The sequence below is a fragment of the Sandaracinaceae bacterium genome, assembly GCA_020633055.1.
Classification (GTDB): domain Bacteria; phylum Myxococcota_A; class Polyangia; order Polyangiales; family Houyiibacteriaceae; genus JADJJE01.
This window is the reverse complement of the sequence record JACKEJ010000005.1, coordinates 69,885-89,259: the sequence shown is the minus strand read 5'-3', so window position 1 is coordinate 89,259 and position 19,375 is coordinate 69,885. Positions and strand designations below refer to the sequence as shown.

18 protein-coding genes are annotated in these 19,375 nt (G+C 70.6%); 10 read left to right on the top strand and 8 right to left on the bottom strand.

Going from position 1 to position 19,375, the window contains the following annotated elements; all coding sequences use genetic code 11:
• Positions 1-18: 18 nt before the first annotated feature.
• Positions 19-984, bottom strand: a complete 966-nt coding sequence (locus H6726_05265) for a hypothetical protein (GenBank protein ID MCB9657043.1) — start codon at positions 982-984, stop codon at positions 19-21.
• A 171-nt stretch (positions 985-1,155) separates the two neighbouring features.
• Here H6726_05265 and H6726_05260 point away from each other — a divergent pair, with 171 nt between their 5' ends.
• Positions 1,156-1,803, top strand: a complete 648-nt coding sequence (locus H6726_05260; protein MCB9657042.1) for a hypothetical protein — start codon at positions 1,156-1,158, stop codon at positions 1,801-1,803.
• Positions 1,804-1,902: 99 nt separating this feature from the next.
• Here H6726_05260 and H6726_05255 read toward each other — a convergent pair whose 3' ends face one another.
• Positions 1,903-2,241: a hypothetical protein gene (locus H6726_05255; protein MCB9657041.1), complete on the bottom strand. Its 339-nt coding sequence runs from the start codon at positions 2,239-2,241 to the stop codon at positions 1,903-1,905.
• A gap of 267 nt (positions 2,242-2,508) precedes the next feature.
• Between H6726_05255 and gyrA the strand changes: the two genes are divergently transcribed.
• The 8 genes from gyrA to H6726_05215 all read left to right on the top strand — a co-directional run bounded on the left by gyrA (position 2,509) and on the right by H6726_05215 (position 12,126).
• On the top strand, positions 2,509-5,241 hold the full coding sequence (gene gyrA / locus H6726_05250) for a DNA gyrase subunit A (GenBank protein ID MCB9657040.1): 2,733 nt from the start codon (positions 2,509-2,511) through the stop codon (positions 5,239-5,241).
• Between the two features lie 89 nt (positions 5,242-5,330).
• The gene (locus H6726_05245; protein MCB9657039.1) at positions 5,331-7,358 is read left to right on the top strand and encodes an Hsp70 family protein; all 2,028 of its coding nucleotides are present in this window, start codon (positions 5,331-5,333) and stop codon (positions 7,356-7,358) included.
• Positions 7,355-7,828, top strand: coding sequence for a DnaJ domain-containing protein (locus H6726_05240; protein ID MCB9657038.1), 474 nt, complete (start codon positions 7,355-7,357; stop codon positions 7,826-7,828). Before H6726_05245 ends, H6726_05240 begins: the two co-directional genes overlap by 4 nt.
• A 95-nt stretch (positions 7,829-7,923) precedes the next feature.
• Positions 7,924-8,517, top strand: a complete 594-nt coding sequence (hisB, locus tag H6726_05235; protein ID MCB9657037.1) for an imidazoleglycerol-phosphate dehydratase HisB — start codon at positions 7,924-7,926, stop codon at positions 8,515-8,517.
• Positions 8,517-9,140 carry an imidazole glycerol phosphate synthase subunit HisH gene (gene hisH / locus H6726_05230; GenBank protein MCB9657036.1) on the top strand — a complete coding sequence of 208 codons (624 nt, stop codon included), beginning with the start codon at positions 8,517-8,519 and terminating at the stop codon, positions 9,138-9,140. Before hisB ends, hisH begins: the two co-directional genes overlap by 1 nt.
• Positions 9,141-9,151: 11 nt before the next feature.
• Positions 9,152-9,967 carry an imidazole glycerol phosphate synthase subunit HisF gene (gene hisF / locus H6726_05225; protein MCB9657035.1) on the top strand — a complete coding sequence of 272 codons (816 nt, stop codon included), beginning with the start codon at positions 9,152-9,154 and terminating at the stop codon, positions 9,965-9,967.
• Positions 9,964-10,740: a hypothetical protein gene (locus tag H6726_05220; GenBank protein ID MCB9657034.1), complete on the top strand. Its 777-nt coding sequence runs from the start codon at positions 9,964-9,966 to the stop codon at positions 10,738-10,740. The genes hisF and H6726_05220 overlap by 4 nt, the downstream gene beginning before the upstream one ends.
• A gap of 27 nt (positions 10,741-10,767) precedes the next feature.
• Complete coding sequence (locus H6726_05215; GenBank protein ID MCB9657033.1) at positions 10,768-12,126, top strand: phosphomannomutase/phosphoglucomutase; 1,359 nt, start codon at positions 10,768-10,770, stop codon at positions 12,124-12,126.
• 28 nt (positions 12,127-12,154) lie between these two features.
• Here H6726_05215 and H6726_05210 read toward each other — a convergent pair whose 3' ends face one another.
• From H6726_05210 to H6726_05200, 3 genes are all read right to left on the bottom strand, one after another.
• Entirely contained in the window at positions 12,155-13,684 is a 1,530-nt protein-coding gene (locus tag H6726_05210) for a hypothetical protein (protein ID MCB9657032.1), read from the bottom strand.
• On the bottom strand, positions 13,677-14,039 hold the full coding sequence (locus H6726_05205) for a cupin (protein ID MCB9657031.1): 363 nt from the start codon (positions 14,037-14,039) through the stop codon (positions 13,677-13,679). The genes H6726_05210 and H6726_05205 overlap by 8 nt, the downstream gene beginning before the upstream one ends.
• 72 nt (positions 14,040-14,111) lie before the next feature.
• Positions 14,112-15,014 carry a LysR family transcriptional regulator gene (locus tag H6726_05200; GenBank protein ID MCB9657030.1) on the bottom strand — a complete coding sequence of 301 codons (903 nt, stop codon included), beginning with the start codon at positions 15,012-15,014 and terminating at the stop codon, positions 14,112-14,114.
• A gap of 103 nt (positions 15,015-15,117) precedes the next feature.
• Here H6726_05200 and H6726_05195 point away from each other — a divergent pair, with 103 nt between their 5' ends.
• Positions 15,118-16,146, top strand: a complete 1,029-nt coding sequence (locus H6726_05195; GenBank protein ID MCB9657029.1) for an EamA family transporter — start codon at positions 15,118-15,120, stop codon at positions 16,144-16,146.
• Positions 16,147-16,270: 124 nt separating this feature from the next.
• Here H6726_05195 and H6726_05190 read toward each other — a convergent pair whose 3' ends face one another.
• From H6726_05190 to H6726_05180, 3 genes are all read right to left on the bottom strand, one after another.
• On the bottom strand, positions 16,271-17,347 hold the full coding sequence (locus H6726_05190) for an NTP transferase domain-containing protein (GenBank protein MCB9657028.1): 1,077 nt from the start codon (positions 17,345-17,347) through the stop codon (positions 16,271-16,273).
• Positions 17,348-17,353: 6 nt separating this feature from the next.
• A complete protein-coding gene (locus H6726_05185) occupies positions 17,354-18,151 on the bottom strand; it encodes an undecaprenyl-diphosphate phosphatase (protein MCB9657027.1) in 798 nt (265 codons plus the stop codon).
• Between the two features lie 118 nt (positions 18,152-18,269).
• Positions 18,270-19,247: a hypothetical protein gene (locus H6726_05180; protein MCB9657026.1), complete on the bottom strand. Its 978-nt coding sequence runs from the start codon at positions 19,245-19,247 to the stop codon at positions 18,270-18,272.
• Positions 19,248-19,375 lie beyond the last annotated feature (128 nt).

Below are 19,375 nucleotides of genomic sequence, written 5' to 3'. Positions count from 1 at the left end.
CGCGGACCGTCAGAGGGCTCAGCCGCGGCGCTCGAAGCAAGCGTCCGCGATCTGCAGCCTGTAGCGCAGCGCCTCCGTCCGCTCGACCATCGCGCGGGTCTTCGGGTCGTGGTACCCGCTGACGCGCGGCAGCGTCGGGTCGTGGTCCGCGTAGAAGGCGTTGAGTCGCTCCATGGCCACCTCGCGCAGGTACTTGCCGATCATCGACGCGATCGCGACCGGTAGGTGGTGCCTGTCGGAGTCCACCTCGAAGCGTACCTCGCCGACGCCGTCGACCGCGTACACGGAGCGCTGCTTGCTCTCCTCGACACGGTGCACGTGCGCACGAGGGAAGCGCCCGAAGTACCCCTCGTACTTCCGGATGCCCCCCACCATTCCGCAAATGGCGAGCAGCGGTTCGTCGCCCGCCGCCCGTGCCTCGAGCACCAAGCGCTCGAACGCGTGCAGGTCCACGGCGAGCTTGCTGTGCCCCAGCGAGAGCTCGTGGTTCAGCACGCCAGCGCACACCATCACGGAGCGCGCCCGCATGACCCGCAACGCGCGACCTTCGAGGGCGCGGAGTCGCTCGCGGCCGTCGGACACGTCACCTCCGAAGAGGGGCAGGGTAGGCGCCTTGGACCAACACTGGCGCGAGGTCTCGCCGCCGGGGCAGGGCGACCGCAGCCCCAACATCCCGTCGACCGCCAGCTCGGCGAAGAGCGAGTCCGCCGTGCGCGGCACCTGACCCGTCAACCGCTCCAGCACAGCCAACGTGAACCCCTCCGCGAGCGCCATGCGGCCGAAGGCCGAGCTGGCCTTGGAGTCCGTGATGCCCAGGGCCTCGCCTCGTCGGCAGAGGGTGGCTGCGCGGTATTGGCGCAGCTCCAGCACCACGCCAGTCGCGATCAGCGGCCCCAGTCGAGGTCCGAGCCCGTTCTCATCGACGCCGAACACTCGCATGCCCGCGCAGATAGCAGCGCCTTCCTTCGGGGCCAGTGCTTTCACGGGAAAATTATCGGCCGTGCGGCCAAGAACTGGCACGATGTGCACTATTTGTACTTCTCGAAGCGGTATGTCAAAGTCGAGCCTGGATACATGTCGACCTCGCTCGCAAATCGATCGTCGCCGAACGCAGCTCGCATTCAGCGAGTATTGGCGGAAGCGGTCGAGGCCGTGGTGACGCCGAACATTGCAGCCAAGCTGCTGGAAGGCGCGCTGCGCTCCGCGCTCATGCCGGCGCTCCCGACCGACCGCGACGAGCTGACCCGCTTCGTGCAGGGACCCCTCTTCGCGTCCATCGCGGGCATGCTGGGGGAGGACGAGGCCAGCATGGTGGTCGACGGGCTGATGCCCATCCTGCCGCGCATCAGCGACCCATCGGAACACAGCCAGGTGCGCGCCACCATCAAGCCGACCCGCTCGGACGAGTTCCCGCGCACGGAGATCGGGGAGCCGCTCGGTGTCGCGATCGTCGCGAGCGCCAACGTCGGCCGGCGCGGTGGGCTGTTGCGCGACCTCGGGCGCGACTGCATCGCCCTCGAGGCCGACGATCTGATGGCGCTCTTCGACCAAGTGCACGCCTCTGTCGTGGCCCACCCCGTGCTGGTGTTGGACTGCATGTCCCCCTCGGTGAACCCCATCTCCGTGGCGACCCTCGTGCCAGACCTCCCTCAGGGCTCCAGCATCGTGCTGTGGGGGGCCTCGGCGGCGCTCGAGCAGGAGGTCGTGGCGCTGGGCCAAGGGCAGGGGCGGTTCATCCGCTGCGAGAGCAACGTCAGCCCCAACGACGTCGCGTCACTGGTACGCGCGCTGCTCGGCAACTGATCGGCGGGCGCCAGCAAGATGACGAGCGGATGATGGGAGCCACGGCTCGGGGCGTCAGGGGCCCCAGCGTGGCTCCCGGAGCCACGTGCCCGCCGTGACTCAGGGCGCCGTGACGGTCACGATGCGAGGCGGGCCCTCCTGTGTGCCGACTCGTTGCCACACGGAGATCTCGTCGCCCGCGTCGGCGCCCAGCGTGAGCTGATAGCGCCCAGCCGCGTCCGCCGTCGCGATGACCCCGGCGAGCCGCGCTTCGTTGTATCCGAACACCAACGCGTCGGGCTCGGCGTCACCGTCGATACGCACCAGGCCGTCCATGTCGGGAGCGGAGATCGTCAGCGGGGGCAGGATGGGGACCACCGGACCAGAGCACTGAGTGAGCAGCAGCAGCCCCAACACGGCGAGGCAGCGCGAGGGGGAGGGACGGCGAGGGGGGCGCATGGGGGCCAACATACCAAGATCACCCTGCAAAGCGGAGGCCCGCGGGAGGTGACCTGGATCTCGGCGGGCGCCGTGGCGCGTGCGTCAACAAAGTTGGCAGTCGGCGGCCACTTCGTTTTCGGTGCGAGGACGCAAAATCACGTCGTGGAGCGGGCCAACGAGCGCCGGAAATGCTAATGTCGGCGCAACTTTCACGCGTCCCGGGGGCCGGCAGAGAGCCCCTCCCGCGAGGACCGCGCGCACCCCGTGCAAGGTACCGTCACGCCCATGGCCGAGACTCAGAAGAAGTTCCCCGTCACCATCGAAGACGAGATGCGCAAGTCGTATCTCGACTACGCGATGAGCGTCATCATCGGGCGCGCCATCCCGGACGCGCGTGACGGCCTCAAGCCGGTGCACCGCCGCATCCTCTACTCGATGCACGAGCAGAAGGTCACCGCCAGCTCCTCGTACAAGAAGAGCGCGCGCATCGTCGGTGACGTCCTCGGCAAGTACCACCCGCACGGTGACAGCGCCGTGTACGACGCGCTCGTGCGCATGGCGCAGGACTTTGCGCTGCGGTACCCGCTGGTGGACGGGCAGGGCAACTTCGGCTCGGTGGACGGCGATCCGGCCGCGGCCATGCGCTACACGGAGGTGCGCATGTCGCGCCTGGCCTCCGAGCTGCTGGCCGACATCGACAAGGAGACGGTCGACTTCGGCCCGAACTTCGACGAGTCGGAGCACGAGCCCCTGGTGCTCCCCAGCCGTGTCCCCAACCTGCTGATCAACGGCAGCGGCGGCATCGCGGTCGGCATGGCCACCAACATCCCGCCACACAACCTGGCGGAGGTGGTGGACGCCACCATCCGGCTCATCGAGAACCCCCGGCTCTCGAACGACGCGCTCATGGAGGACGACCCGGAGACGGGCCGCCTGGGCGTGAAGGGGCCCGACTTTCCCACCGCGGGCTACATCTACGGACGCGCCGGCATCATCCAGGCCTACCGCACGGGTCGCGGTCGCGTCGTCATGCGCGCGCGTGCCAGCATCGAGCCCATCCCGGGCAAGGGCGACCGCGAAATGATCGTGGTCACGGAGATCCCGTACCAGGTCAACAAGGCCGAGCTGCTCAAGAAGATCGCGCAGCTGGTGCGCGAGAAGCGCATCGAGGGCATTGCCGACCTGCGCGACGAGAGCGACCGCGAGGGCATGCGCATGGTCATCGAGCTGAAGCGCGACGCCCACGGCGAGATCGTGCTCAACACGCTCTACCAGATGACCGCGCTGCAGAGCACGTTCGGCTACAACTGCCTCGCCATCGTGGGGCAGCGTCCGAAGCTGCTCGACCTGCGCAGCGGGCTCCTGCACTTCATCGACCACCGCCGCGAGGTGGTGACCCGCCGCACCCGCTACGACCTGCGGCAGGCGCTCGCGCAGCGTGAGCTGGTCGAGGGTCTCGGTATGGCCGTGACCGAGATCGATCTGGTCATCTCCACCATCCGCGCGTCGCAGACCACGGACGAGGCGCGCTCGGCGTTGCAGCAGCTGCCGCTCAAGGGGCTCGAGGAGTTCGTGCGGCGCGCGGGCCGGCCCGAGGAAGAGATCCAGAAGGCCGCCGCGCGGGGCGACTACTACCTGTCCGAGCGGCAGGCCAAGGCCATCCTGGAGATGCGCCTCAGCAAGCTGACCGGCCTCGAGCGCGAGAAGCTGGCTGGCGAGTATGGCGGGCTGTGCGAGCTGATCGCGCACCTCGAGGCCATCCTGGCCAGCGAGAAGCTGCTGCTGGGCGTCATCGTCGACGAGCTGCAGGAGGTGCGCGACAAGTACGGCGACCCGCGCCGCACGGAGATCGTCGAGGCCGAGGGCGACCTGAGCATCGAGGACCTGGTGCCCGACGAAGAGGTCGTGGTGACCGTCACGCACCGCGGCTACATCAAGCGCGTGCCGCTCAGCGAGTACCGCGAGCAGGGCCGCGGCGGCAAGGGCCTGCGCGCGATGGACACGCGCGACGAGGACTTCGTCAAGTGGGTCTACGTCGTCAACGCGCACGCGCACATGCTGTTCTTGAGCGCCGACGGAAAAGCGTTCACACGGCGCGTCTTCGAGATCCCGCAGATGGCGCGCACGGCGCGCGGCCGGCCGATGGTGAACTTCGTCGGGTTCGAGGAGGGCGGGGCCGTGGCGGCTATGGTGCCCATCCGCGAGTTCGTGGACGACGGCTACCTCCTGACCGTCACGGTCGGCGGCAAGGTCAAGCGCACCGCGCTCTCCGCGTACGAGAACATCCGGCAGACGGGCATCATCGGCGTGGGCATCGACGAGGGTGACTCGCTGCTCGCCGCGCGGGTGGTGTCGGACGGGCAGGAGGTCCTCATCGGCTCGGCGCAGGGCATGAGCATCCGCTTCGGCGTGGACGACGTGCGCCCCACGGGGCGTGACACGCGCGGCGTGCGCGGCATGGACCTGAGCGAGGGCGACCGCGTCATCGCCATGGACGTCGTCGAGTCCGAGGACACGCAGCAGGTCCTGACCGTGAGCGCCAACGGCTACGGCAAGCGCACGCCCGTGAGCGAGTGGCGTGTGCAGTCTCGCGCAGGCAAGGGCATCATCGCGATGGACACCTCGGAGCGCAACGGCGAGCTCGTGTGCCTGCGCCTGGTGCTGCCGGGCGACGGCCTGATGGTCATCACGGACGGCGGGCTGGTCATCCGGACACGCGTCGCGGAGATTCGCGAGACGGGGCGCAACACGCAGGGCGTGCGCGTCATCCGCCTCAAGGACGGCGAGCGGGTCGTGGACGTGGAGCCGCTGAGCGACGACGACGAGAGCGACGGCGACGCAGGCAACGTCGACGGCGACACCGTTGGCGCCGCCAACGCGGACGGGACCGGGGAGGGCAACGCCCCGTCGCTGGCCGATCAGGTGCCTTCCGTGGGCGCCGAGACCCCTGCGGCCGGTGCCCCGGCTTCCGACGACAACGACGACAACGACGACAACGACGACAACGACGACGCGTAGTCGTCGGAGTACCAGGCCACGAGAGTTTTGCGGCCTCGATGGTAGCGGCGATGGTATCGTAGCGGCGTCTCGCAGTCCTCGGAGAGCGCATGGCGGAATTGGTGTTGGGCATCGATCTAGGCACCACCAACTCGGTGGTCGCGGTCGCAGACGGCGGCTCGGTGCGCATCCTCGCCGACGCGGAGGGCCGCGAGCTCTTGCCCTCCGTCGTGTCGTTCCATCCCACGGGGGACGTGCTGGTGGGCTACCCAGCCCGCGACCGTCGCATGCTGGACGCGCGCAACACGTTCTATTCGGTGAAGCGCCTGCTGGGGCGACCCTTCCGCTCGGACGAGGTGCGACGGGCGCGCGAGCGTTTCGCGTTCGAGCTGGCCGAGAGCGACAACGGCGGCACGGTGGTGCGCACGCGCGGCGAGACCTACGCGCTGAGCGAGATCTCGGCCTTCGTGTTGCGCGAGCTGAGGCGGGTGGCCGAGGGGGCGACTGGCAAGCGCTGCTCCAAGGCGGTCATCACGGTCCCCGCGAACTTCAGCGACCTACAGCGCAACGCCACCATGGCCGCCGGACGCGTGGCGGGCCTCGAGGTGCTGCGCGTGCTGAACGAGCCGACCGCAGCGGCGCTAGCCTACGGCTACGGCCAGCAGGGGCGGGAGCGGGTAGCGGTGTTCGACATGGGCGGCGGCACCTTCGATGTCAGCATCCTCGAGCTCTCGGGGGAGGTCTTCGAGGTCATCGCGACGGCGGGCGACAGCTACCTCGGGGGCGACGACATCGACGGCACCGTGGCCGACCTCATGGCGGAAGCGTTCCTGCGCGAGCACCGCGTGGACCCCCGCACCGACCCAGAAGCGTTCGAGCGCCTGCGCGCTGCCGCCGAGTGGGCCAAGTGTGAGCTGACCGACCAGGACGAGGTGGACCTGCGCGTCGAGGAGCTCGCGGTCGGGGCCTCTGGGCAGGCGCTCGACCTGCGCTACACCCTCTCGCGGGCCAAGCTGCACGAGATCGCGCGGCCCATCATCGCGCGCGCGTTCGACGCTTGCGAGACGACGATGAGGGCGGCGGGTATCCGGCCGACTCAGCTGGACAACGTCATCCTGGTGGGCGGCTCCACGCGCATGCCGTTGGTGCGGACCATGGTGGCCGAGTACTTCGCCACCGAGCCGCGCGTGGAGATCGATCCCGACGTGGTCGTCGCGCACGGCGCCGCGCTGCAGGCGGCCTCCTTGGCGAGTGGGCGCCGCTCGCAGCTGGCCCGCGTGGCGCTGCGCAAGGTGCACATGGAGCGGGTGGCGACGGACCGGCTGGTGGCCGCTCCCGGGGCCTACGTCCCTGGGCTCGCCGGCGGTTCCGGGGGAGACGGGTACAAGCCCGCGCCTCCGAGCGCGTTCATGGCGCCCGCAGCCGCGAAGCCTCCCCCGCCGCTCGCAGCCGCGACGCGACGCCTCTCCGAGCGCGCCCCCGCGCCCGACCCTTCGGAGGAGCTCGACGCGCTGGAGCTGGAGGAGCTCGTGCCCGTGCCCGCGGCTCGGGTCGGGCCACCTACGGCGCCGGCGCGGCCGGTCGCGATTCAGCCCGTCGTCCGTGTGCGGGGGTCCGCGCCCTCGGACCGCCCCGCGGCTCCGCAGCCTCCGCCCGAGCTCGAGCCCGCTGGGCCGCCGCCCTTGCTGCTGGACGTCACCCCTCTGTCGCTTGGGGTCGAGACGGTGTCCGGTTTCTGCCACACGGTCATCCCCCGCAACACTGCCATGCCGGCCGAGAACACCCAGACGTTCAGCACGGGTCGCGATGGTCAGACCTTCATCTCCGTCCGAATCTGCCAAGGCGAGGAGAAGAGCCTGGAGGACAACCAAGTGCTCGGCGTCGTGGAGCTGGATGGGTTGCGGGACGCCGCCCGCGGCGCCGTGCGCATCGACGTCACGTTCGTGATCGACGCCGACGGGGCGCTGTCCGTGCAGGCCCGCGATCTCGAGACGGGCCGCGAGCAGCAGGTGCGCATCCGGCGTCTGGGCGAGATCGACGAGTCGGAGCTCGACGCGCTGCGTGCGCGGATGGAGGCCCGCTATCGACCAGGTGGCGAGGTGGCGCCAACAGAGCGGCAGGAGGCGCCACGCGCATGAGCGACCCCCTCGACGCGTTGGACTACTACACCCTCCTGCAGATCGAGCAGGACGCCTCTGCGGACGCGGTGCGTGCGGCGTTCCACAAGTTCGCGCTTCGCTATCACCCGGACGGGTACACGATGGCGAGCGAGGCGGACAAGGCGCGCGTCAATCAGATCTACCGGCGCGGCGGGGAGGCGTACCGGGTGCTGTCCAACACCGCGACGCGCGCCGCGTACGACGCGGGGCTGGCCGAGGGGCGGCTCCGCCACGTCGCGCAGGCCGCCACCGACGAGTCCTCTTCGCGCGCGCAGGCGGTCAAGCGAACGGTCAACGCGAAGGCCCGCCCGTTCTGGGCCAAAGCTCAGGCCGCCATCCGCGATGGGCAGTGGGGCCAAGCCAAGCTCAACCTCCAGATCGCACTCGGTCACGACCCCGACCACCCCGTACTCACCGAGCGCATGGCCTTCGTGCAGTCCCAACGCTGACGCGGCCAGGGCCGGAGCGACGGGGGGGCGACATGCGACCTGCCCGGGGCCGTTAACCTGCGGGCGCCCGGGTTTCGAGCTATGGTCCGGGCCTCATGACCCGACGAGCCGTGCTGCATCGCAAGACGAGCGAGACCGACATCCGCGTGGTCGTCGACCTGGACGGTACGGGCCAGGCGCGCGTCGCAACGCCGATTGGCTTCCTGACCCACATGGTCGAGCAGATCGCGCGCCACGGGCTGTTCGACCTCGAGGTCGTCGCCGAGGGGGACACGCACATCGACGGGCACCACACCACCGAGGACCTGGCCATCACCTTGGGCAAGGCGGTGGCCGAGGCGCTGGGTGACAAGCGCGGCATCCGCCGCTACGGCTCGGCCACGCTCCCGATGGACGAGGCCTGCATGACGTGCGCGCTCGACCTGTCGGGGCGACCGTACTTTGTGTGGCGCGTGCCGATGCCCAAGGCCACGCTCGGCGGCTTCGACACGGAGCTGGCCGAGGTGTTCTTCGAGGGCTTCGTGCGCGGCGCGCAGTGCAACCTGCACATGCGCCTCCACGAGGGCGAGAACCTCCACCACATCATCGAGATCGGCTTCAAGGCGTTCGCCAAGGCGCTGCGCGAGGCCACCGAGATCGATCCCCGTCAGACCGGCGTGCCCAGCACCAAGGGCACGCTCACCGAGTGATGCCCGTGAACCCACGCCACGTCACCATCGCCAACCTGGGCCTAGGCAACCTCCACAGCGTCGCGCAGGCCTTCACGCGCGCGGGGGTGAGCGCCACCATCTCGGCCGACCCCGACGTGCTGCGCGCGGCCGAGCGGTTGGTCTTCCCCGGGCAGGGCGCGTTCCGTGAGTGCGCCGAGGTGCTCGCTGGTGAGGTCGGCCCCGCGCTGCGCGACTTCATCGCCACCGGGCGGCCCTACCTCGGTATCTGCCTCGGCATGCAGGCGCTGTTCGACACCAGCGAGGAGTCCGAGGGGCGCGGCCTGGGCGTGTTCCCAGGGCACGTGGTGCGCTTCGCCAGCGACATGCGCGACGAGACCACGGGAGAGCGGTTGAAGGTGCCGCACATGGGCTGGAACCAAGTGGACACGGCGAGCCCCATGTTGGATCCGGGCGGCTGGTACTACTTTGTCCACAGCTACCACGTGGTCCCCGAGGACCCCGCGCTCGTCGCCGCCACCAGCGAGTACGGCTCACGCTTCTGCGCGGCGGTCGCGCGCGACAACGTGTTCGCGTGCCAGTTCCACCCCGAGAAGAGCCACCACGCCGGCGCACGATTGATCGAGCGCTTCCTTTCGCAGTAGGACCCCGCCGCATGCTCGCCAGACGCATCATCCCCTGCCTCGACGTGAAGGACGGCCGCGTGGTCAAGGGCATCAACTTCGTTGGGTTGCGCGACGCAGGCGACCCAGTGGAGTGCGCGGCGCGCTACAGCGAGGGGGGCGCGGACGAGATCTGCTTCCTCGACATCACCGCGTCGCACGACGGGCGCCGAACGCTGTTCGAGCTGGTCGAGCGCACTGCGCGCGCCATCGCGGTGCCCCTCACCGTTGGCGGCGGCGTGCGTGAGCGACGGGACGTACACGACCTCCTGCACGCTGGCGCGGACAAAGTCAGCACGAACAGCGGCGCCGTCGCCAACCCCGACTTCGTCGCCGAGGCCTCACGGGCCTATGGGAGCCAGGCCATCGTCGTGGCCATCGACGCCAAACGCGTGAGCGCCCCGGGCGAGCCAGCGCGCTTCAGCGTCTTCACCCACGGCGGCCGGCGTGACACGGGGCTCGACGCCATCGCGTGGGCGCGGCGCGTCGTGGACCTCGGGGCGGGAGAGATCCTGCTCACGAGCATGGACCGCGACGGAACGCGAGACGGCTACGACATCGAGCTCACGCGCGCTGTGGTGGACGCCGTCAGCGTGCCCGTCATCGCGTCCGGCGGTGTGGGCAACGAGGCCCACATCCGAGACGGATTCTTGCTGGCAGGCGCGGACGCCGCGTTGGCGGCGAGCATCTTCCACGATGGTCAGCACACCGTGGCGGAGGTGAAGGACTACCTCCTGGCTGCGGGCGTGCGCGTGCGGCCGCCAGACGCCGAGGAGCGCGAGGCGCTCGTCGGGGGGCGTGCGCCATGAGCGACGCCGCCGAGATCAGCCTGGCCCAGGTCATCGAACGCTGTCGCGAGCGTGAGGCCCGGCTGGCTTACGAGATCGGCGCGTTCGTGGTGTTCGAGGCGTGTGAGGCGGTGCTCGAGAGCCCGTGTGTCGTGCGGCCTACGGACGTGTGGATCGCGCCGACGGGCGAGACGCGCGTGGACCTCGCCGCCTGCGGCACCAGTGGGAGCGCCGAGTCTGCGGCGTCCCTCGCGCGCCTGCTCGCGGGGGTGCTGGTGGTGGCGGGGCAGGAGGTCCCCGCAATGCTGCTCCACCTGGTGGACGTCACGCACGCCGAGCGCCTCGAGCTCGCTGGCTACCGCGACGAGCTCGAGGCTGCGCTCGTCCCGCTGAACCGGGCTGCGGCGCGCCGGGTGCTGTCGCGGCAGCTGCGCGAGCTCGCGCGGCCTCGCGCAGACGCCTCCGTGGACAGCGCCATCGTGGCGGCCGCCGACGCCGATCTGGACGCGCTGCTGGGCTATGAGGCGCTGGCGTCGGAGGAGACGCCAGACGGCGCTCAGGGCGGGACCGAGTCCGCTGGCGATGTGACGAGCGCGCTGGACGCGTCCAGCGCCATGTCGCCAGGGACGTCCGCGCCCGACGCCCGCGCCGGCTCGGCAGCGCTCGGCCGAGCGCCCGACCTCACCGGCATCGAAGAGCGTCGCGGCGGCGCGGGGCGCTTCGCCTGGCTCGGCGTCATCGTCATCGTGGGCGTCGTCGTCGTCGCCTATCTGTGGTTCGGCGGGGCTCGCTGAGCCGCCGCAGCAATCGAGGAATCCAGCATGAACCTGCACATCTTCCGCGAGTACGACATCCGCGGTGTCGCCGACCGCGACCTCACCGACGAGCTGGCGCGCGACCTGGGCCGCGCTCTCGGAACCTTCCACAAGCGCGCTGGGCGCCGGCACCTCGCGCTCGGGCGGGACTGCCGCCTGAGCTCGCCGCGCCTGCACCGCGAGCTGCTCGGCGGGTTGATGGAGACCGGTATGACGGTCACCGACATCGGCGTCGGCGCGACGCCGATGATGTACTTCGCCGTGTTCCAGCTCGACCTGGAGGGCGGCGTGCAGATCACGGGCAGCCACAACCCCCCCGAGGACAACGGCTTCAAGATGATGAAGGGCAAGGGCTCGCTGTACGGCCCCGACATCATCACGCTGAGGGACATGATCACCAGGCGCGACTTCGACCTGAGCCACGACGGTACGGTCACGTCGCTCGATCTGATGAGCGCCTACGCCGGGTTCGTGCGCGGCAATGTCCGGGTCGCGCGCAAGGACCTGCGCTTCGCCATCGACGCGGGCAACGGCGCTGGCGGCCCGCAGGCGCTGGCCGCGATGGACGCCGCGGGGCTCTCTCCCATCGCGCTCTTGTGCGAGATGGACGGGAACTTCCCGGTGCACCATCCGGATCCGAGCGACCCGCACACGCTCGAGCTCTTGCGTGAGACGGTGCTGCGCGAGGGCCTCGAGCTGGGCATCGCCTTCGACGGCGACGCGGACCGCATCGGCGTCATCGATGCTCGCGGCGACATCATCTGGGGCGACAAGCTGCTGATCGTGCTTTCGCGCGCGCTGCTCGCGCAGCACCCCGGTGCGGCGGTGTTGGGCGAGGTCAAGTGCTCGCAGACGCTCTACGACGACATCGCGCAGCGTGGTGGTCGTCCCATCCTGTGGAAGACGGGGCACTCGCTGATCAAGGCCAAGATGAAGGAGGAGGGCGCGCTGCTCGCGGGTGAGATGAGCGGCCACATTTTCTTCGCCGACCGCTTCTTCGGCTTTGACGACGCCGTCTATGCGGCCCTGCGCTTGCTCGAGATCGTGGCGGAGGCGGACCGTCCGCTGCACGAGCTCTTGGCCGACGTGCCCGAGACGTTCGTCACCCCGGAGCTGCGCGTGGACTGCCCCGACGCGGAGAAGTTCGACGTGGTGACCAAGGTGCTCGAGCGCTTCCGCGCGACGCACGACGTGGTCGAGGTCGACGGCGCGCGCATCCTGTTCGACGGCGGCTGGGGGCTGGTGCGGGCGTCCAACACGCAGCCCGTGCTCGTGATGCGCTTCGAGGCGGGTTCGGAGCAGCGCCTCGGCGAGATCCGGCGCGAGGTCGAGGGGGTCGTCGCGGACATCCGCGCCCACGTCTGACCACGCGACCCATCGCACGTCGCGTCGTTCAGCGGTCGTGCGCCTCTCGCGCGAGGCGGACCAGGTCCCAGTACGGAGCACGGTAGCCGTGTTCTTCCTGGAATGCGGCCGCCGCCCGCTCCACCTGGGCGCGCAGGGCAGCGTGCCGCGCGCCGAGCGCTTGGACTCGCAACGCGACCGTCGCGCTCATGCCCTCGGGCACGGGGCCGACGCGCCCGAGGCGGTTCAGGACCCAGCTGTAGGCCTTGAGGACCCGCGCGACCGGGAGCATCCACCAACGATGCGTGAGGGTGTCCCCGCGCCGCGCGCCCTCCAACAGCGCATCCACGACGGCGGCGTCGATGTGATCGTCGAACAGAGCGCCTGGGTCGCGCCACTCCGCGACGACCACCAACTTGGGGTCGTACTCGAGGTCGCTTGGTCCGTGCGTCTCGAACTCGCGCACCCCGAACGCCGCGAGCCAGCGCGCCGTGTCGGGGTCGCTCGTGGTCGTGAGCCCCTCCCACAGCTGGAGGCCCTCCGCGCCGTAGTGGCTCGACACGACCTCGGAGCAGAACTGCTCACTGTGGTCGACGCGGTCGCCAGCGAAGTCGTACGGGATGTGCCGGGTCAGGGCGGCATCTCGTGCGCGCGCGGCGGCCCGTGCGGGCAACAGGGGCTCCGCGACGAGCGCTGGGTCGCTCGCTCGTGGTCGAAGCAGCATCACCCGTAGCTTCCGGTCGTGGATGTAGTGATCGATGTCGGCCACCACCACGCCACGTTCGATGTGCGACTCCACGGTCTCGATCGTGCCGTCCTCGGAGATGGACAAGAGCGCCACATGCGAGAAGTTGCCAGGGTAGTCGTTGCCGCGCGCGATCAGCGCCGACGTAGGCGCGCCACCCCGCGACACCAGGATGTCGCCGCTGTGGACCCGCACGCCGCGCAGCGTCGCGCCGGGCGTGGCGGAGGGCTCGTCCACCCCGAGGCCGAGCACGGGCATCTCATCGGCCGGCATCTGCAGCAACACCTCCTCGAGTGCGGCGCGGCTGCCGTAGAGCGCGCGATACAGCAGCCGGCGTGCGCCATCGTCGGTCGGACGATGTACGAGTGACAGGCGCTTCATGTGCTGCCGCAGCAGGCTGTGCGCCGCGACCAGCTCCGGCGCCCGCGCTGGATGCGCCGAGAGGACCGCCGCGGCTTCGAAGAAGCTCTCCTCGACGCGGGCGAGCAGCTCGAGGTGCGGCGGGCGCAGCGGGGCGGGCGCGTCGGCCGCGAGGGTCGCGAGCTCGTCGAGGGCCAAGGTCAGTTCGCTCAGCGCCGTCTCGACCGTGGGCGCGGCCTCGTCCGGCGGGAGGGCCCGCAGCGCGGCGGAGCGCGCCTCCAGCGCTTCCCAGCGGCTGTCTTGGTTCCATGTGAACGCGACGCCGCTTGCGGGGATCGGCGCGTCTGGCCGCGGGTCCGGGACCAGCAGCAGTGCGAGCGTGACGAGCAGCAGCGCGATGGCCCAGGTCACGCGACGCCGCGCGCGCGCACCGCGCGGCGAGGGGCCAGCGGCGGTCGCGGGCGCGTCACTCATCCCTCTTGACCGTGTCCATGGAGAACGCAGGGAGGCAGATGGCCACGTACTCCGCTCCCTCGTCCGTGGGTGTGCTGTAGCGGACCCACTCGCCGCGCGCGGTGACCACCGCTTGTCCGCCTTGCACCAGCAGCTCTCCGTCGCGGTGCTCCACCTTGAGCACCCCGCGCAGCACCAGCGTGTACTCGTCGAACTCGGGCGTCTGCCCAGGCTCCACCCAGCCCCCTGGCGAGCGCATGTGCGCGACGCTCAGCGCGCTGTGGCCCGAGTTGACGCGTCCGAAGTATTCGTCGATGAGCTTGGGCTTGTTGCCCGCGGCTTCGACGCGGGTGGGGGCGGCGATGAGGGTCGGCATGAGCTCGAAGGTACCGGATCTTCGCCTTGGGCGGGTCAGGCGCGTGACGCAACGGCCGCTGGTCGCGAACGCTCAGCGGCGCAGTTGTCCGCGCTGCTGCTTCGCCACCCGCCGAATGCGCGCTGCGACTTCGAGGGCGCTCGCGGACAGCGCCCGATCCCGCCCCCACGCCAACAGGCTCTCGCGACGTAGGCCGCCGCCGCGCAGAGGCGTCGCGACGAGGCGACCGGCGCGCAGCTCGTCCTGGACGGCGCGTACGGGCAGCAGCGTGTGGCCGAGGCCGCGGCTCACCAGCTCGCTCAGGAGGCGCAGGCTGTTGGCTTCCACCGTGACGTCCAGCGAGAGTCCGAGGCGCAGCGCGTGCAGCTCGGTCAGCGCCCGCAGACCGTGTTGGCGGGCGGGTAGCACCAGCGGGAGGGCGAGCGCCTCACGCAGACCGATGCGCTCCGGTGCTGGGGTGCCCGGCGCGCTCACCAGCACGAGCTCCTCGCGAAACAGCGGCTCTGTGTGCAGCTGGGTGCTCGCGACCGGGTGGTAGAGGACACCGAGGTCCAGGTCCCCGCGTAGCAGGCCCTCGCGCACCTCGCCCGTGAGCGCGACGGAGACGCTCAGCCGGACCTCCGGGTGCTCCGCACGCAGCTGCGTGATGACCTCGCCCGCGAGCTCGACGCCGACGCTCGGTGGTGTGGCGAGCCGCACGTCGCCACGCAGGATGCCCGTGTCGTCCGCGAGGTCACGACCGACGCGCTCGAGCTCCTCCACCAGCGGCGCGGCGCGGCGCCGCAGCTCGACACCCGCGGGCGTCAGCACCGATCCCCGCCCCGTGCGACGGAACAGCGCCACACCGACGCCGCTCTCGAGCTCGCGCAGGCGCCGGCTGAGGGCGGGCTGCGTCAGGTGTAGCCGCTCGGCGGCAGCGCTCTGGCTGCCGAGGTCGGCGACGTGGAGGAAGGCGTGCAGCTGGTCGAGGTTCATGCTGGCCATGAGGGGGAGGTTCGCACCGATATACGTCCTACGCATAGCTGATAGGACGAACTTTCGTTGGACGCATGGCATGGGCACCCCCATGGTGGTGTTCATGAGTGAGGACCGCGCCCCGACGAGCCCCAGCCACGGCGCCACCTTCGTGCTGGTGGCCACAGTGCTGTTCGCGTTCAAGGGCATCCTGGCGCGGCTCGTGTTGGCCACAGGCATGAGCGTCGTCGCCGTCGTCAGCTTGCGCGTGCTGCTGGCGACGCCTCTCTACTTGGGCGTCGGTGCGCTCCTCGTGCGCCGCAGAGGGTCGCCCCCGGCGCCGCTCGGAGCGCGTGTGGAGGCCATGCTGACCGGCGCCTTCTTCTTGTTCGCGGCCGCTTGCGACTTCAGCGCCATCCACCGCATCGGCGCGGGCCCTTCGCGCGTGATCCTGTTCTCCTTCCCGGGCTTCGTCCTGCTGATCGAGGCGGCGCGCACGCGCACTCGGCCGCGCGCGGCCGAGCTCGTCACGTTCGCGCTCGCGTGGCTGGGCTTGGTGGGCGTGGCTGCTCCGGATGGATTGAGGACGCTTGCGGACCGTGACCTCAGCGGCGTGTTCTTCGCGCTCGGGGGGGCCGTGGCCTACGCCATCTTCGTGACCGCGAGTCAACGCAGCATGCGCTCCCTCGGGGCCGTGCGCTTCACGATGTACTCGAACGTGGGCACCTGCGCTCTCCTCGTCGTGGCGCTTCCCTTCGTTGCGTCGCGTGCCGACTTCGTGCTCGACGTCGAAGGGCTTGGTTGGCTGACGCTCATGGTAGCGCTCTGCACCGTGTTGCCCTTCTTCCTGCTGTCGCAGGGCATCGAGCGCGCCGGGGCGGGGCCCGCGAGCCTGCTGACCTTGGTGGGACCGCCGATCACCGTCGTCGCAGCCTACGTGCTGTTGGGAGAGCTGCTCACCCCCATCCAAGTGGCAGGCGCGGCGCTGGTCGTCGGCTCCATCTCGTGGTTGAAGGCGCGTGACGCGCTGCGGGCGCGTGCGGTTGCGGCCCGCACGGCATCGGGAGCGCGCGGCGCTGCCTCCCCAGCCGAGACCTCGGTGGGGAACGCCCCCACGAATGCCGGGTCCCCTGCGAGCGCCGGGTCCCTGTGAGCGGGTCGGTGCGGGCCTCGGCCAGGGGCAGCGCCTAGGCACCACACGGGAGCGTTCGCCTGAAGTCGCTCACACGACGCGCGCCACGCGGAGCTTGGTGGCGGTGGCGCGAGCGAGAGCGGGTTCACGCACGCGGATCATCGCGCGCCTTCAGGGCGTCGACCACCGCGCGCACATCCTGGGCGCGCTCGCGTGGCATCACCAGGAGCGCGTCTTCGGTGTCGACCACGACGAGATCGTGCACTCCCACCAGGGCGACCAGCTTCTGCGACGGCGCGCTCACGTAGCAGCCAATGCTGTCCACGAGGACGTCCGTGGGGCGCGCGGCGTTCCCGGCGCCGTCCTTCGAGGCCAGCTCGTAGGCTGTGGTCCAGCTCCCGAGGTCGCTCCAACCAAAGCTGCCGGACACCACCGAGATGCGCTCGGCGTTCTCCATGATCCCGTGGTCGAAGCTGACGCTCTCGAGTGAGCCGTAGGTGGCGGTCACCACCTCTCGCTCGCGCGCGGCGCTCTCTCTCGCGGCCGCGTCGTATTCGACGAGGCGCTGCGAGAGGGTCGGCAGCTGCCGCTCGATCTCGGCCAGCACGGCGTCTGCGCGGAAGAAGAACATCCCGCTGTTCCAAAGAAAGTGGCCGCTCGCGAGGAACTCCTCGGCGCGTTCGAGCGTGGGCTTCTCGACGAAGCGCGTCACTGCGTGCACCCCACCCGCGCGGGAGGCGCCACGCTCGATGTAGCCGTAGCCGGTCTCGGGGCGCGTCGGCTCGATGCCCACCGTGACCAACGCGCCGTCGTCCGCTGCAGCGAGCGCCGTGCGCAGGTGGGTTCGGTACGTGTCCGGCTCGCCGATGTGGTGGTCGGCGGGGAGCACCATCATCAGGGCGTCGGGGTCGCGTCTGCGCACATGCGCAGCCGCCCAGCCCACGCATGGAGCGGTGTTCCGCCCCATCGGCTCGGCCAGGATGTTCTCACGTGGGACGGCGGGGAGCTCGGCCGCCGTCGCGTCGGCGAGCAGCTCGGACGTGACCACCAGCACGCGCTCGGCCGGCACGATGGGCGCGATGCGCGCGACCGTCTCGGCGATCAAGGACAGCTCGCCACCCGCCAGCGGCAGGAGCTGCTTGGGGCGCGAGCCCCGCGATGCGGGCCAGAAGCGAGTGCCGGAGCCTCCGGCCATGATGACGGCGTAGACGGTGCGGGACATGGAGCCTCAGGAAACGTAGAGGAGGAGCGCGACCGGGACCAGGTACAGCGCGAACAGGTACAGGTTGCCGCGATGGACCACGCCGCGCAGCAACCGCAGGCTGGCGTAGCCCGACACGAAGGCAACCGCGCCCCCGAGCAGGGCGGGGAGCCCGAGGGCGGTGAGCTCCTCCGGGTGACGCAGCTCGAGCAGCATGGCGCCCCCGACGGCGGGCAGCGACAGCAGGAAGCTGAATCGGAAGGCGGCGGCGCCGCTCATCCCGAGCAGCATCGCGGCGGCGATGGTGGAGCCGCTGCGGGTCAGCCCGGGCAGGACCGCGAGACCCTGCACCACGCCGATGGCGAAGGCCTGCGGCAGCGTGGGCACCACGGCCTCGCCGCGGCCGAGGCGCGTCAGGACCACCGCCAGGGCGGAGCCGAGCAGGCACAGCGCCACGACATGCGGGTCGTGGGTGTAGGCTTCGACCGCGTCCTTCATGAGCAGGCCGATGATGGCCGTCGGGATGGACGCCAGCAGGACGGCGGCGACGAGCTTCCCGGAGTCCGACGCGCGGAGCAGCGCCAGGTCGCTGCGCAGCGCGACGACCTCGCGCGTGACGCCCCGAAGGTCCTCCCGAAAAGCCACCAGGGTCGCTAGCAGCGTCCCCGCGTGCAGCACCACGCTCAGCGTCAGCGGTGCGTCGTGCATCCCGAACAGCCGCTCCCCGATGGCGATGTGGCCGCTGCTCGAGACCGGCAGGAACTCCGTCAGCCCTTGGATGAGGCCGAGCGCGAGTGTGGAGACGGTGTCGAGGGTGGCGAGCACGGGGGGTGGTAGCAGCGCGGGGTCGTCGCGGCCATGCGGCGCCCGAGCAGACGTGCCGTGCGCCAGACCCCAGCGGGTTCGAACGGGGCGTGGTTGGGTTTCGCGCGCCGCAGCGCGACTACTCGGAGCCTCCCAGCGAAGCCTGGACGGTCATCGTGGTCTCGTACGAGACCGACCGTGAGAGGCTGCGAGGGAGCTCCACGACGCCTGGGAGGGCCCGCGCCAGACACGGCTCGAAGCCCTCCTGCGCCAGCGACTGTTGCTCGAGCTCCAGCTCGGCTGGGTAGGCGTCGTAGCTCCCCATGTCGCGCAGTCGCGAGAAGTAGCGCACCTGGAACCCCGCTTGCGCTTGCGCTTCGTGGCGGACCTCCCAGTCTTGCAGGAAGCAGTCTTGGGCGACGGCTCGCGCGGCGTCTCCTTGCAGGGCGGTCATCACGGGATCGAACGAGCGGCTGTCCACCGGCGCCACCTCGAACGTCACGGCGACCCGGTTCGGGTCTGGGCGCGCGGGCGTCTCGGTGAAGAAGCGCTCTGGCGGCTCCGGCTGATCGAAGGCGGCAAGGTTCAGCCCGTCGTAGCGCATGCGGCCCAGGGCGGCGATGACGCGCGTGCGCAGCGGATCGCCCGGCAGAGTGCTGCGCAGACAGCGGTCGCCCATGCGCGCGGCGGCCTCGCGCGCGTCGGCGCGCAGCGTCGCGTTGAGCATCGACAACGCGGCGCGACAGAGGGTCGCGCCGGGCGGCTGGAGCTCGGCCGTGTCGTACGCCGCGATGGAGGCGACGTAGGTCTCGGCGGCCCCCGAGGCATCGCCCGCCTCCGCTTGCTGGACGGCGGCGGCGCTCAGGAGCTCACCCCGGACGCTCGTCCGCGCCGCGACGCACACCGACTCCGAACAAACCTGATCCGTCGCGCAGTCCCGTGGGCCGCTGCACGTACCGCCCGGAATGCGCGGGGGCGTGGCCGTGCCCTCGTCCTCGGACGAGAACACCGGATCCTGGGGGCTGGGCCGGAAGTCGCAGCCATGCGCTGCGCCCAGCAGTAGGAAGGACAAGAGGAGGTGCCGCGAGGGCAGGCGAAAGGCGAGCGAGTGTGGCAACGGCGGTCCGGGGTTGAGCGTCGGGGCACGATACGGGCCACCCGGTGACGGGGTCAACCGTCCGTGCGCACGCGCCCGGGTGCCGCCGCAGGTCCCCCCTTTCTCCAATGGGTGACGTGTCTTTGCCC